9 protein-coding genes and 4 pseudogenes are annotated in these 13,891 nt (G+C 68.7%); 8 read left to right on the top strand and 5 right to left on the bottom strand.

Annotated elements, in window-relative coordinates; translation table 11 throughout:
- The first annotated feature begins 24 nt into the window (after positions 1 to 24).
- Positions 25 to 1,344 (top strand): MFS transporter, encoded by a 1,320-nt coding sequence (locus OG456_RS45420; RefSeq protein WP_266570993.1) that lies wholly within the window; start codon positions 25 to 27, stop codon positions 1,342 to 1,344.
- Between the two features lie 152 nt (positions 1,345 to 1,496).
- Here OG456_RS45420 and OG456_RS45415 read toward each other — a convergent pair whose 3' ends face one another.
- On the bottom strand, positions 1,497 to 2,072 hold the full coding sequence (locus tag OG456_RS45415; RefSeq protein WP_354006150.1) for an ATP-binding protein: 576 nt from the start codon (positions 2,070 to 2,072) through the stop codon (positions 1,497 to 1,499).
- Between the two features lie 188 nt (positions 2,073 to 2,260).
- Here OG456_RS45415 and OG456_RS45410 point away from each other — a divergent pair, with 188 nt between their 5' ends.
- Positions 2,261 to 2,860, top strand: a complete 600-nt coding sequence (locus OG456_RS45410) for a TetR/AcrR family transcriptional regulator (RefSeq protein ID WP_266570991.1) — start codon at positions 2,261 to 2,263, stop codon at positions 2,858 to 2,860.
- Positions 2,861 to 3,166: 306 nt separating this feature from the next.
- A complete protein-coding gene (locus OG456_RS45405; protein WP_266570990.1) occupies positions 3,167 to 3,352 on the top strand; it encodes a DUF6381 family protein in 186 nt (61 codons plus the stop codon).
- 553 nt (positions 3,353 to 3,905) lie between these two features.
- Here the strand turns inward: OG456_RS45405 and OG456_RS45400 are convergent.
- On the bottom strand, positions 3,906 to 4,190 hold the full coding sequence (locus OG456_RS45400) for a hypothetical protein (protein WP_266570989.1): 285 nt from the start codon (positions 4,188 to 4,190) through the stop codon (positions 3,906 to 3,908).
- 352 nt (positions 4,191 to 4,542) lie between these two features.
- Between OG456_RS45400 and OG456_RS45395 the strand changes: the two are divergent.
- Together OG456_RS45395 and OG456_RS45390 are read left to right on the top strand one after the other, a co-directional pair.
- A pseudogene (locus tag OG456_RS45395) lies at positions 4,543 to 4,998 on the top strand (VWA domain-containing protein); the annotation flags it as partial.
- Between the two features lie 227 nt (positions 4,999 to 5,225).
- Positions 5,226 to 7,019: a DEDDh family exonuclease gene (locus OG456_RS45390; RefSeq protein ID WP_266570988.1), complete on the top strand. Its 1,794-nt coding sequence runs from the start codon at positions 5,226 to 5,228 to the stop codon at positions 7,017 to 7,019.
- A 314-nt stretch (positions 7,020 to 7,333) separates the two neighbouring features.
- Here OG456_RS45390 and OG456_RS45385 read toward each other — a convergent pair whose 3' ends face one another.
- Entirely contained in the window at positions 7,334 to 8,458 is a 1,125-nt protein-coding gene (locus OG456_RS45385) for a mechanosensitive ion channel family protein (protein WP_266570987.1), read from the bottom strand.
- A gap of 104 nt (positions 8,459 to 8,562) precedes the next feature.
- On the opposite strand from OG456_RS45385, the pseudogene OG456_RS45380 reads away from it, so the two are divergent.
- A pseudogene (locus tag OG456_RS45380) lies at positions 8,563 to 8,892 on the top strand (dienelactone hydrolase family protein); the annotation flags it as partial.
- A 191-nt stretch (positions 8,893 to 9,083) separates the two neighbouring features.
- Positions 9,084 to 10,474, top strand: a pseudogene (locus OG456_RS45375) (IS1380 family transposase).
- Positions 10,475 to 10,779: 305 nt separating this feature from the next.
- On the opposite strand, the gene OG456_RS45370 reads toward OG456_RS45375, so the two are convergent.
- Both OG456_RS45370 and OG456_RS45365 read right to left on the bottom strand, forming a co-directional pair.
- Positions 10,780 to 11,652: a phosphotransferase family protein gene (locus OG456_RS45370; protein ID WP_266570986.1), complete on the bottom strand. Its 873-nt coding sequence runs from the start codon at positions 11,650 to 11,652 to the stop codon at positions 10,780 to 10,782.
- Between the two features lie 146 nt (positions 11,653 to 11,798).
- A pseudogene (locus tag OG456_RS45365) lies at positions 11,799 to 12,188 on the bottom strand (endonuclease domain-containing protein); the annotation flags it as partial.
- Between the two features lie 230 nt (positions 12,189 to 12,418).
- Here OG456_RS45365 and ltrA point away from each other — a divergent pair.
- Complete coding sequence (ltrA, locus tag OG456_RS45360) at positions 12,419 to 13,726, top strand: group II intron reverse transcriptase/maturase (protein WP_323136464.1); 1,308 nt, start codon at positions 12,419 to 12,421, stop codon at positions 13,724 to 13,726.
- Positions 13,727 to 13,891 lie beyond the last annotated feature (165 nt).

The following is a 13,891-nucleotide window of genomic DNA, read 5'->3' as shown; positions in this document are numbered from 1 at the left end:
ATCACTCTTCCACGGTAGTTTCCCATGACTGCTCCCGAGCCCTCGCCCGACCGACCGGCTAACCGCGGCGGACTGTGGCGGCACGCCGACTTCCGTCGACTGTGGGTCGGTGAGACGGTCAGTCAGTTCGGGACAATGGTCAGCCAGTTGGCGCTTCCTCTCGTCGCCATCCTGGTGCTGCACGCCAGCACCTGGCAGGTCGGGGTGCTGGCGGCGTGCGAGACCGCGGCGTTCGTGGCAGTGGGCTTGCCGGCCGGCGCATGGGTGGAGCGGATGCGCTTCCGCTGGGTGCTGATCGTCAACAACCTGGTTCGGGCCGCCCTGCTGGCCTGGGTTCCGGTGGCTCAGCTCCTCGGCGTGCTGACGATCGAGCAGTTGTACGTGGTCGCGCTCGCCACCGGGGTGAGCACGGTCTTCTTCGACGTGGCTTACCAGTCCTACCTGCCCCAGCTGATCGACCGGGAGCTGCTGGTCGAGGGCAACGCGAAGCTCCAGGCCAGCGAGTCGGTCAGCCAGATCGCGGGCCCGAGCCTCGGCGGCGCGCTGATCCAGGCGCTCACCGCGCCCTACGCGGTGCTCGTCGACGCGGTGAGCTTCCTGTGGTCGGCCGCGTGGGTGATGCGGATCGAGGTCCGGCCGCCGCGCCCCGAGCGCAGCCCCGATTCCAACCTGCTCCGGGAGATCCGCGACGGTCTGCGGTTCGTGCTCGGCAACCGGATGCTCCGCGCCATCGCCATGTGCACCAGCTCCGCGAATCTCTTCGGTTCGGTGGTCTCCGCCGTCTTCTACGTGCTGCTCGCCCGCCAACTGCGGCTCTCGCCGGGCGTCATCGGCCTGCTCACCTCGACCGCGGCGGTGGGTGGCCTGATCGGTGCGCTGGCGGCCGGACGATTCGCCGCGAAGGTCGGCCAGGGCCCGGCCATCTGGATCGCGAGCGCGGTCGCCGGACCGTGCGCGCTGGTCACCCCGTTCGTGCAGCGCGACTGGACGGTGGGGCTGCTCGCGGTGGCGCAGATCGCGATGTGGATGGGCATCGTGGTCTACAACATCAACCAGGTCAGCTTCCGGCAGGCGCTGTGCCCGCCTGGGCTGCTCGGCCGGATGAACGCGACGATGCGGTTCCTGGTCTGGGGCACGATGCCCGTCGGGGCGCTGCTCGGCGGCCTGCTCGGCTCGACGATCGGCGTCCGCGGCACGCTGCTGGCCGGGGCGGTCGGCCAGTCACTCACCTTCCTGCCCGTTTTCCTGTCGCCGCTGCGCCGGATGCGCGAACTGCCGTCCTACGCGGAGCCGGCGACGGAGAGGGACCCCGCCGCCGGCCCGTTGGTGCCGAGCCAACCCTGAGAAGGAGACGATCGCCTGCTCAGCACGAATCGGCCGCGGTGCCGGATAGCCAGGCCCCTTCCGCGCATGGAGCCGCGCTCGGACAGGTGCCCAGGCAGGCGGGCGGTCCGCCGCACCTTCCGGCGACCCAGGACAGCGAGGCAAGGGCCCCTTCAGGCTGCCGTCATCACACTCCTTGCCCCTCTCTCAGTCCGATGCCGGTCCTCGGCTTGCAATTCGAACCAGATGGTTTTGCCGGTTGCTGTCCGAATGTTGCCCCAGGCATCCGCGAGCAGGTCGAGGAGTTCGGTGCCGCGGCCGCCTTCCGCGTCCAGGTCGATGACGTTGCGTACGGGGCCGGCGGGCTCGGTGTCCTCGACCTCGCACAGCAGGCGAGAGTGGCGCAGGCGCAGGTTGAGCCTGAGCGGGCCCTGGGTGTGACGCAGGGCGTTGGTGACCAGTTCGCTGACCAGGAGCTCGGCGGTGTCGACCAGTTCGTCCAGGGCCCAGTCGTCCAGCTGCGCGGTCACCAGATGCCGGGCTCGGCTCGCCGAGGTCAGTTCTCGTTGCAGGGGCCAGGAGGCGTCCCAGGCGGTGGCGCGGCCACGGGGCGCGTCCAGCGGTTTCAGTGGTGCCAGCATGCGGGACCACAGAGCCCACTGCCTGGCAGCCCACGAGGGTGCGGCGGCGCGAGAGGACCGGTCTCCTCGGCGGGAGGCGGCAGAGCGGCCGATGGCCTGGATGGCCATGGGGATCAGTCCCTTCTGAGCCTGCGGCGGACGGTCCGCCTGTGTACGCCGGCCGGGTGCGACGCCCGGTTCGTGTAGCAGGTGCTACACGCAAATATACACGTAATGCCTGCTACGGTAAAGATCTATATAAAAGACGTAAAACGGACAGCCGTAGTGTCGCCGCCTTAACACATCTGGGAGCCTGCATGCCTCGCCCGCCCGATCCGGCCAAGCGACGTGACCTTCTCGACCGGGTCCGTAAGTACGTGATGCGCAACGGGCTCACGGAACTCTCCCTGCGCCCCCTGGCCAGGGCCCTGGGGACCAGTGACCGCATGCTCCTGTACTACTTCGGCACCAAGGAGCGGATGGTCGCCGAGGCGCTTTCCGTCTATGAGGGCCGGCCCCTGCTGCGCAGCCGCGACCTGGTGGAGGCCGTCGGCTCGCCCACGGACCCGTCGGGCCTGCGCCGCTTCATGGAGGAGGTGTGGCGACAGTTCAGTGCCCCCGACGTACGCGCCTCACTCCCGCTCTACCTCGAGATCATGAGTGCCAGCGTGCTGCACCCGGACCGCTACGGGCCCGTCATGCGTGACCTTGTCACCGGATGGACGGACCTGCTCACCTCCGTCTTCCGGGACCTTGGCATGACCCAGGCCCGGGCCCGGACGCAGGCCACTCTCCTGACCGACGCCTGCTTCGGCCTCCTGATCGCCCCTCTGGCGGACGGCGACTGGGGACGGGCCGACAGCGCCTTCCGCTCCCTCCTCGACAGCCTGGAACCCGGATGGCAAGCCACGGCCTGATCCTGCTCGGCGTGTGGCCCCAGGGACGTGGCGTCCTCAGGCGGCGAGCACGCTCATGCCGTCCGTGGTCCTGAAGCCTTGACGACCACGCCCACCCACTGAGTGGTAACGCGCGCGGCACCCGCAACTCCTGACGTGGACACCGGGGCCACTGAGCGGGAGCAACGTGAGCAGGGTGCGGCACGCAAGCTGCGAGAGCGTTCCCAACTGCGTAGATAACAGTGGGTGATTGATCGAGAAGCAGAGGGTGACGGGGCCTGTTTCGCTGATGTGGCCCGCTCTTCCCCCGTCACCCAAGGAGTGATCATGAGCGCTGCAGGCGAGTCCGGCCGTGCCCAGCAGATGCGTGCCCGGATCCAGGACCTGGAACAGGCCGCGGAACGCGCCACTGACCCGCAGGAGCGTCAGCAGCTGAAGGACAAGGCCCGCCAGCTCAAGGAGCAGAGCGAGCACACAGGCGGTACGGGCAAGCCGGATATCGACCCGATGTAGCTCCGGCAGTTCCCAGCACAGACCACCGGCCGAGGGCCGGCCTGCGTGGCTCTCCGGGCGCGCGAGAAGCCCCCGGCCGGTCACTGCTGTCTGTGCTCAACGACAACGCCTTTTCCGCCGACGACACCGGTCAAAGAACCACAGCACCCACCCCCGGCGGTACCGCCGAGCCGTCCCGCCGGCCGCTCAGTCGCCGTCTTGGTGCGCGCGTGCGGCTCGCACCGACTCCTCGAGCGCGGCCATCAAGTCCACCGCCGGCCGGGCGAGTGGCGTCCGGCAGCGAGCCGCCTGTCGGCGGCCGCCCTGCGCTCAGGGCGGCCGGCGCCGTGGAGCCGTTCGACGCCACGCGCTGTCGGTTCGCTCCAAGACACGACCATGCGATCTACTTTGACAGAGAGGGGCGAGCTCTGTCGTGGGTGAGCCCACACGGATCAGGCTTTTTTCAGTGCACGCATAGGTCCTGGCGGTTCGTCGTGCGTGGCGCACAGGGCGATGGGCCACCCTCGCCGCCAAGAGTCAGGGCTTCGACACCCTGGCACTCGCCCAGCAGGCCCTACTCAAAGACGAAGAGCTGCGCGCCATCGAAGAAGAGATCACCCGGTGGCGCCAGGCCTGCGCCGCGCACACCGCAGTCCTTGACAATCCCGAACTGCAGCAAGCCGCCGTGCAGCCCTGCGTCGACCTCGACACAGCCACGGCCGCACGGGCGGCCGCGGACGACCAGCACGCCGAGGCGGCCGCCGCCAGCGCCGCGCATACCCGCAGCCAGGCTCTCACCACCCTCGCCACCGACCTCGGCTCCGCCGTCCAACGCCTGGAACCGCTCGAGCAGACTCACCTCACCGCCCGCCACCTGGCCGAACTCGTCACCGGCAACTCACCCAGCGCCCGGGTACGCATGCAGCTGGGAGGCCTACGTCCTGGCCGGAGCCTGGAAGAAGTTGTCCCGCCGCCAACACCCCCCTCCACCTCATGTCCGAAGGCCGCTACACCCTTTCCCATTCCGACCACCCGGCGGCCCGCGGCGCTCGCTCTGGCCGGCGGCGGCAGCTCCTGTGAGCGGCCGCCGGGGGCGCCGGATTGAGAGGGAAGAAGAAGTGAGCGTCCGCCGCCGCCGACGGCCACCCCTTGTAGGCTGTCGGGCCGCTACACCGAGGCACACTGGTCAAGGGTCCGTTGGCGAACTCCTCGGATCCACCGACCTCAAACTCGGAGGCCATCATGGCCGGATCAACAAACTGCACGAGAACCTCGGTCACATGGGCCGGACGAACTACCACTGGGCCATGGACAACGTCATCGACCACTACCTGGCTTCCGGCAGTGACGCCCCGGCCCTGGTGATCTTCCAGACCGATGGCGGGCCCACCAGCAAGTTCGCCGCCGAACGGTACCTGTGCAAAGCGGCCCGCCTGCCGCTGTTCTGGCAGTTCATCGGGTTCGGCGACCCCGATGACAACGAGTTTGCTTTTCTTCGCCGTCTCGACGAGCTGGCCGTACCCCGACACCGCATCGTCGACAACGCAGGCTACTTCCACGCCGGCCGCGATCCGCGCACCGTAGGCGACGATCTCCTCTACGACCGGCTTCTGCAGGAGTTCCCCAGCTGGCTTTCGTCGGCCCACACCGCTCAGATCCTGCAGTGAACGCTTGAACCGGACCGGGGGAAACGTGCCCCACGTGAAGGCAGTTGAAGGTCCTCTCGATCCACTCCTCGGGCTCAGCCCGGATCGCGCCGCGCGGCCGCCGTGTTGCGTGGAGTGTTCTGCGCTCCGGGCGTGGGGATCCCTGGTGCGAGAGCCACCGGCTGGCATGACAGATGAGGCTGTGAGGGGGATTTGAGCGGTGAGACGGGACGCGGGATGCTGACGGCATGAATGGGGTGCCGGTTTTCGATGATGTGTTCAACGCCGTGTCCGAAGCGACCGGGTGGGCGGTCGTGGACGTGGAGACATCGGGCCTGAGGCCGTACGAGCACCGGGTGCTCTCGGTGGCGGTGCTGACACTGGATCCGTCGGGGGACCTGGTCCAGGAGTTCTCCACGCTCCTGGACCCGGGCTGTGATCCCGGGCCGGTGCACATCCACGGCCTCACGGCACAGCGGCTGCGAGGCGCGCCGGTGTTCGAGGAGGTCGCCGAGCACATCGGGACGCTGTTGGCCGGTCGCGTGATGGTGGCCCACAACGCCCAGTTCGACTACGAGTTCCTCGCCCACGAGTTCGCCCGGGCTCGTTCCTGGCTGCCGGTCTCGCAGCGGATGTGCACGCTCGCGCTGAACCGACGGGTCGCGCCGCCCACCGATGATCTGAAACTGGCCTCTTTGGCCGCTCACTACAACGTGCCGCAGCAGCGGGCGCATGACGCGCTGGACGATGCCCGGGTGCTCGCCGGCATCCTGCGCGGTTCCTTGTCCGCAGCGGGGGAGTTGGGCCTTGCCCTGCCGCTGGTGGCATGCCCGCCCAAACAGGGATCGGGGTATCCGCCCCGGGTTCCCAAGACCCCCTGTGCGCACCGCAACCCCGGCCCGCTCGCTCCTGGCGCCCCACTGGTACAGGGCATGAAGGTCGCCTTCACCGGTGACACCCGCACCGCACGCGAAGAACTCATCGCACGCTCCGTCGCGGCAGGACTGAACGTGATGGGCTCGGTCAGCCGGCACACCAGCGTGCTGGTCACCAACGAGTGCGACTGTGAGAGCGCCAAGTACCGTGCGGCACGCGGTGCAGGAGTGCCCGTGATCACCGAAGGAGCCTTCCTCGGCCTGCTCACCAGCGTGCAGCCTGGAACCGCACACACCAAACCGGCACCATCGAAGCCGTCCCTACCCGCACAGCGGCGCACCGGTCACCCGGCCTCCGCCCAACCGTTGTCCGGGCGCCGGGTCCTGGTGCTGGGCGGCCACCACGACCAAGCCTCGGCGCTGCGCACCCGCATCACGGAGCAGGGCGGCGCCGCCGCCGTCAACCTCTCCGCCGGCGTCACCGATGTGATCCTCCTGACCGGTGGAGCCGAGGACCGCCGCATGCCCCACATCACGGCACGCGGACTGCCGGTCCACGATGGCGACTGGCTCGCCACGCTCACGCCGCCATCGGGCACCGCCGCACAAGCGGGAACAGCCGACCCGGCCCGCGCCCCAGTCCTTCCCCGCGGCGGCGTTTTCGACCTTCCAACTGCACACGGCGACGCCGGAACGTGGACGGTGACTGCCTCCTGGGGCCATCAGGCCGACTGCGAGATCGACGTGGTCGCCTTCCTGCTCGACGAGGACGAACAGGTCCTGTGCGACGAGGACTTCGTCTTCTACGGGGCGCCCGAAAGCCCCGACGCGACGGTGCGCCTGACCACCGGCGGCCCCAGCGAACAAGCCATCACAGCGGACCTTTCCACCCTTTCCGACGCCGTCCGCAAAATCGTCATCGCCGCTGCCATCGACAAAGCCGCGACGTTCGCCGATGCCGGAGCAATCGAGATCACCGTCGCCCAGGCAACCGACGCGCAAGCACTGGCCCAGGCCACCCTGGACGCCGCGACCACCGAACGAACGCTGCTGCTCGCCGAGGTCTACCGGCGTGGCCCGGGATGGCGCGTACGCGCCATCGGCCAGGGATACGACCACCAACTGGCCGACCTGGCACGCGGCTTCGGCGTCGACATCATCGACTGACTCTCGCCCACCCTGCGGCCGAACCGTTTTGCGCACGTAACGCCGACTGCTGTCCACGCACCCGTGGCTTCCGCCTCGAGCAGCACACGCCACTGCGTCGACGTCGTCGCAGGCGCCTCACGCAGCAGACTCGGCGTGGCCCAGCGGCTCACAGCGCGACACGGTGCTGCCCCAACCCGCTCGGACAGCGCGACGAGCCGGGCCCCCTGTGGAGTGACCGAGCCCACCCTGCGCCTTCTTCTACCCCTGTCGGGCCCGAAGTACGGCCTGTGCAGTCGGCGATGTGGCGGGGCAGTGGCGGCCTCGGCATGGGGCTAGCCGCGGCCCGTGCCTGTGCGTGGAGGCTCGAAGGAGTGGGTCGCGGCGCCGTCCTGGTAGCGGCGCGGGCCCCGCAGCGTCCTGCCCGGAGGCGGTGCCGCGTCGGCCGTGTTGACGCGGGGGAGCGCGTAGGGGTGGTCCTTGGTCAGCCAGCGCATCATCCGCTCACGGACCGTGACCCGCACTGTCCATATGTCGTCCGCGTCCTTGGCCGTGACCAGGGCGCGCACCTGCATGGTGTTGGGAGTGGAGTCGGTGACGGCGAGCCCGTAGTCGCGTCCGTCCCAGGCCGGGCACTCGCGCAGGATGTCGCGCAGCTTCTCGCGCATGGCCTCCACCGGCGCCGAGTGGTCGACGTGGAAGAAGACGATGCCGGTCATCTGGGCGCTGCCACGCGACCAGTTCTCGAACGGCTTCGAGGTGAAGTACGAGACGGGCATCGTGATCCGCCGCTCGTCCCAGGTCCGTACCGTCAGAAAGGTCAGGGTGATCTCGTCGACGGTGCCCGACTCGCCGTCCACCACGACCGTGTCGCCCAGGCGCACCATGTCGCCGAAGGCGATCTGCAGCCCGGCGAAGAGGTTCGACAGCGTGGACTGTGCGGCGACACCGGCGACGATGCCGAGGACGCCGGCCGAGGCGAGCAGCGAGGCGCCGGCCGCCCGCATCGCCGGGAAGGTGAGCAGCATCGCGGCGACCGCGACCACACCGACGATCGCGGACACCACCCGCTGGATCAGCGACACCTGGGTGCGGACCCGGCGGACCCGGGCGGGGTCGCGGTGCGCGGTCGCGTAGCGGGTGTACGAGGTCTCCACGACGGCGGCGGCGATGCGCACCACCAGCCAGGCCGTGGAGCCGATGAGGGTCAGCGTCAGGATCCGGCCGATGCCGGTGGAGTGCTCCTCCAGCAGCTTGGCCTGCGCGAAGGACCCTCTGAGCATGGCGGTGCACAGAACGAGTTGGAAGGGGACACGGCCGCGACGGAGCAGTCCCCACAGCGGGGTCTCGTGGTGCCGGCCGTCCGCGCGTCGCAGCAGCCGGTCCACGGCCCACCCGACGAGCAGCGTGAGCACGACCGAGCCGCCGACGACGATCACCGGGCGCAGTACGTTCTCCATGCCCCCGACCGTAACCGGCCCGCCGCGGTCCAAACCTGGAGCCGGAAGCCGTCCGTAGACGGGCCCGCGCGGCGTCGTCGGTCCAGGCTGGCGCCATGGAGCCCATGAACGTCATGCTCTTTCACTCCACCTACGGGCTGCGGCCGGCGGTGCGCGCCGCGGCGGACCGGCTGCGTGCCGCGGGGCACGAGGTGTGAACACCCGACGTCTTCGAGGGCCGCACCTTCGACACCGTGGAGGAGGGAATGGCCTTCAACGAGGAGATCGGCAAGGACGAGCTCCTCAAGCGCGCCGTGCTCGCCGCCGCGCCCTACTCCGAGCGAGGCCTGGTGTACGCGGGCTTCTCCCTCGGCGCGTCGATCGTGCAGACCCTCGCCCTGGGCGACGAGAAGGCCCGGGGACTGCTGCTCCTGCACGGCACTTCGGACATCGCGGGGGTAAAATACTGCACGGGGGAGTGGGCTCGTGCCCGTAAGGGCTCGGGATGCGGACGGGAGCGGTTAAGCCTCGATCCACCGAGTGACTCGCGTGCTGTGGATGAGCAATCAAGAAGAGGTGCCTGCTGACCTGCGATGATGGGAGTTCTGACGCTTCCAGCACGCACAATCAGCAAGGCACCTCGTAGATGCAAGTTTCCCATACTCCGGCAGCGGTCTCCGCTGCGTTCGATGACCCGAACCTGATCGCGTATGCCGGGCTGCTGCCGGTGCTGCGGCTGGCCGAGCGGTGCGAGCTGTCGCGGCTGGTGGCCGAGAAGGTGAAGCTGACCGGCGCGAGGAACGGGGCGGGGGCTGCGGCGGACGCCAAGGTCACCAGCATTGTGGGCGGCATGGCCGCGGGTGCGGACACCATCGACGACCTTCACGTCCTGCGGCACGGGGCGATGCCGGCCGTGTTCGCAGGTGCCCGTGCCCCGTCCACACTGGGCACCTTCCTCCGCGCGTTCACCCACGGTCATGCCCTTCAACTCCACGCTGTCCACCGCCGGTTCCTGGCCGCACTGGCCGCGCACACCCCCTTGCTGCCGGGCTCGGACGAGCTGGCGTTCATCGATGTCGACTCCACCCACAAGCGGGTCTACGGCCGGGCGAAACAGGGCGCCGGGTACGGCCGGTTCAAGGGCATCCGCACCCTGCACCCGCTACTCGCCACGGTCTGCACCCCACAATCGAGGCCGGTGATCGCCGGCGTACGGATGCGACGCGGCAAGGCAGCAGACTCCCGAGCGCCCCGAAATTCGTGAGCGAGGCCCTGGCCACCGCCCGCGAGGCCGGCTGCACCGGGACCCGTATCCTGCGGGCCGACTCACAGTTCTACAACGCCGGGGTGATCGCCGCATGCCGCCGGGCCGGCGCCCACTTTTCGATCACCACCGGGATGAACCCCTCCATCAAGCGGGCCGTCCTCGGCATCCCCAACGATGCCTGGCAGCACATCAGTTACCCGACCGCGGTGCCCGACCCCGCCACCGGTGAGCTCATCTCGGACGCCGAAGTCGCCGAGATACCCCAATACACCGCGTTCGCGAGCCGCAAAAAGAGTGACCAGGTCACCGCCCGACTGATCGTGCGCCGGGTCCGTGACCTGGCCAAACCCGCCGTTGTGGGTGAGCAGGGCGAGCTGTTTCCCGTCTGGCGCTACCACCCCCTCTTCACCGACCAGCCTGCCGCAACGCTGCAGGCCGAGCGGGAACACCGCCACCACGCCGTGGTCGAGCATGTCATCGCGGACAGCAAAGCCGGAGCTCTGGCGCACCTGCCCTCCGGGAACTTCCACGCCAACGCGGCCTGGCTCACCCTGTGGGCGATGACCTACAACCTGCTGCGGGCCACCGGCTCCCTGACCTCCGCCTTCCACGCCAAAGCCACCACCGCCACTCTCCGCACCCACCTGGTCCAGGTTCCGGCCCGGATCGCCCGCTCCGCACGACGCATCACCCTGCACCTGCCACACAACTGGCCCTGGCAGCACGCCTGGACACACCTCTTCGACACCGTCCACGGCCCACCCGGCTGACACGAACAGCCCCTACCCGACCCGCCCGCCGCCAGGGCCCAATCGGAACCGAACCCGTGGAAAAGCTGGGCAGACCAGCGGCTACAACCTGCCCGTGCCGAACCGCCGACCTGAAACCGGCTCGCAACCGGTCACAAGATCACTCCCCAAACCACGTCGGTGGATCAAGGTTAAGGCGGCCTGGTCTCTCACCACCGCTGCGCTGCCGGTCGATATTCCCGCGGGTACAGGCTTGTCGGGTCGGCCGTGCGAAAGGGCCGGTGATGCGGTCCACCGGCCGTTGGTGATGAGAGGTCAGTCCGGTGTTACCCGGCCTGCAGCAGCTCGCGTACGCCCTGCCAGTCACGGTCGATTGCCGCCACCCGTTCGTCCCGCCATGTGGAGGGGGGAACCACACGGTGGTTGCGGAGTTCTCGTACGAGCAGCATGGCCCGGTTCAGGGTGAAGGCGGCGCGGCCGGACGGGGATCCGTCGGCCACCAGTTCCTCGATCTGTGGACGGGCTTCCGGAGTGGCGCCCAGGACCATCCATAGAACCGCCAGGTCGTGTCCTGGGAGGTAGTGTCCCGCGTGCTCCCAGTCGATCACTGTGACCTGTCCATCGGGTCGGACTACGAAGTTGGTCGGCAGGGGGTCTCCGTGGCCTGGTACGAGGACGGTGCCGGCCTGGTGGAACAGGTCGGTCAGGGCCTGGTGTTCCTGCGGGGTGGTCAGGCCTTGGTGTTGGTCTCGGTCCAGACGTGCGAGGTAGTCGAGGGTGCGTGTGAACACCCCTGCGGGGGGACTCCATCGACCGAGGTTGGTCATGGCCGTCAGCATGGCGGTGACGTGTGCGGGGTCCAGCGCTTGTGGTGGGAACCGGTCGCGGCCCGGGACCGGAGAATTGCCGCGGACGTGTTCAACGACCAGCACGTGGTGCCGGTTGTCGGCGGCGATCAGGGCGGGAACTGGCACTGGCGGGGGTGTCGCGGCGAAGGTCCGGTAGGCGTCGATCTCCGTGCTGAACTTCTCGGCCCACAGTGGCTCCGGGGTGGTCAGCAATTTCGCGACGGCTGGTCCGTCCTCGCAGTCCCCCGCGATGAGCAGGGACTTGCCGGTTCGGGAGAGGAATGCCGTAGGGCGGAAGTCCGGTCGTAGCCGGATGACTGGTGCGGCGGCGCTGGTGAGTTCGTCGGGCACGGGGCTCCTTGCTGTTCTATGCGCGGAGCGGCCGGGTGTTCTGGGCTGCTTCCGCGCGCAGCGGGGCGGTTTCCCCGGTGCATTGATGAGAATGCCCTGGCCGTGCCGCCTTCGAGCTGGAGGAAGTCGTACGGAGTGGCCTTGCCCTCACGGGTGTTGCAGCTGCCGCAGAGCGGTCCTCGGACACGGCCGTGTTCGTGGCAGTGATCCCACACCGACGCTTGGCTCGCTTTGCACAATCGGCACAGGTAGTCGTCGGCCCGCGTGCGGCGTCGGCAGAGCGTGTCGTACTGCACGCCGCGCAGGTGGCCGGTGTACGGCTGGAAGGCCGCGCCGGAGCACGGCCGCGCGTCCTTGCCGTTGGCCTCGACTGCCGGGAGCCCGCCTAGACCGCCCTGTGGGACGTCCTGCTCCGACAGACCGAGACCGACCAGAGCACGCTGAGCCACCTCATCAGCCTCGTCGGCGTACTGATCGAAACGGCCCCGGAAACCGTCCCAGACACCTGCGCTGAGCAGCTGGCCCCAGCCCTCCATACCGCCATCCCCACGAACGCGGCGGCTCTGGGTACTGCCGTCAGGCCCATCAACGATCTGGCCAAAGCCCCGTTGCGCGCTCTGAGAGGCCAGGGCCGAACAGCAGAAGGCAAAGCACGCATGACGGCGTTCAAGACCGCCGCCGGCCTGTGACACAGGCACCCGCTTCCCCCAGGAGCCGCTCGAGGCCACGATCTTGAATTCGACGAAGAATCAGGTGAGTTGCGTATATGCGCCGGGGATCGATGGGCGGATCTCGCCCGCTGTGCGTGGCGGCGCCCGCCGATGGAGCCGGAGCGGTTCGTACCTGCGCTGGTACTGAGCAGCGCGGCGGGTTCCTGGAGGATCTTCGCCACGTACTTAAATCGGGTGAGTTCCACCCGCTGCCGGTGCGCGAGCGCAAGATCCCCAAGCCGGGCGGTTCGGGCAAGGTCAGAAGTCTAGGCATTCCGACCATCGCCGACCGCGTGGTCCAGGCAGCCCTCAAGCTGGTGCTGGAGCCGATTTTCGAGGCCGACTTCAAGCCGGTCTCCTACGGCTTCCGGCCCCTGCGGCGGGCGCACGACGCGATCGCCGAGATCCACTTCTACGGCACCCACGGCTACCGCTGGGTCCTGGACGCGGATATCGAGGCGTGCTTCGACTCAATCGACCACACGGCCCTGATGGACCGGGTGCGCGAGCGGGTCAAGGACAAGCGCGTGCTGCGGCTGGTCAAGGCGTTCCTCAAGGCCGGCGTCCTCACCGAGGACAACAACCGCGAGGACACGCTCACCGGCACCCCGCAGGGCGGCATCCTCTCCCCGCTCCTGGCGAACATTGCCCTGTCGGCGCTCGACGAGCACCTGACCCAGCCCTGGGAACCGGGCGAGGAGATGGCCACCAGCCACCTGCGCAGGCGACGCCGCGCCGCCGGACGTCCGAACTGGAAGATCGTCCGCTACGCGGACGATCTCGTGGTTCTGGTCGACGGTGGACGCGCCGACGCCGAGGCGCTGCGCGAGGACATTGCCGACGTGCTGCAACCACTCGGTCTTCGTCTCTCGGAGGCAAAGACGCAGGTGGTGCACATGTCGGAGGGGTTCGACTTCTTGGGGTTCCGCATCCAGTGGCGCCGCAAGCGAGGAACGGACAAGTGGCACGTCTACACCTTCATCGCTGACCGGCCCATCCGGCAGCTGAAGGACAAGATCCGTGCCCTGACGAACAGAACGTCGCAGCAGAACCCCAGGGACGTGCTGATCAGGCTCAACCAGATCATGCGCGGCTGGGCCAACTACTTCAAGCACGCGGTCTGCAAAGCCACCCTGAGCTCCCTGGCCAGCTTCACATGGCACCGGGTGATCAGTTGGTGGATGGCACTGCACCGCTGGAAGTGGAAGGACGCCCGCCGACGCTTCATCGACCACACCGGCCGGTGGCACAAGCTCTCGGCAGACGGGACCGAACTGTTCGACCTCCAGGCGGTGGCGGTCACCCGCTACCGCTACCGAGGCAACACGATCCCCAACCCCTGGACACGTCTCAACCACGCCTGAACGACAGAGTCCGTGGAGAGCCCGGTACTCGGAGACGGGTACGCCGGGTTCGGCGAGCGGCACGGAGAAACGGACCAGTGGCAACACCGGCACCGCGCTCCGTGCCGACTCAACAGGCACCCCCCGGCAGTACGCTTAGGCGCCTAGCAGCCTTCTTGAAGGAGT

Source organism: Streptomyces sp. NBC_01446 (assembly GCF_026340095.1).
GTDB lineage: Bacteria > Actinomycetota > Actinomycetes > Streptomycetales > Streptomycetaceae > Streptomyces > Streptomyces aureus.
This window is presented reverse-complemented; position numbering and strand designations above follow the sequence as displayed.

Bases quoted from the DNA above. Each gene is read 5' to 3' on its own strand.
- OG456_RS45420 (WP_266570993.1), top strand. From the start codon at position 25: ATGACTGCTCCCGAGCCCTCGCCCGACCGACCGGCTAACCGCGGCGGA.
- OG456_RS45415 (WP_354006150.1), bottom strand. From the start codon at position 2,072: ATGGCCATCCAGGCCATCGGCCGCTCTGCCGCCTCCCGCCGAGGAGAC.
- OG456_RS45410 (WP_266570991.1), top strand. From the start codon at position 2,261: ATGCCTCGCCCGCCCGATCCGGCCAAGCGACGTGACCTTCTCGACCGG.
- OG456_RS45405 (WP_266570990.1), top strand. From the start codon at position 3,167: ATGAGCGCTGCAGGCGAGTCCGGCCGTGCCCAGCAGATGCGTGCCCGG.
- OG456_RS45390 (WP_266570988.1), top strand. From the start codon at position 5,226: ATGAATGGGGTGCCGGTTTTCGATGATGTGTTCAACGCCGTGTCCGAA.
- OG456_RS45385 (WP_266570987.1), bottom strand. From the start codon at position 8,458: ATGGAGAACGTACTGCGCCCGGTGATCGTCGTCGGCGGCTCGGTCGTG.
- ltrA (WP_323136464.1), top strand. From the start codon at position 12,419: ATGCGCCGGGGATCGATGGGCGGATCTCGCCCGCTGTGCGTGGCGGCG.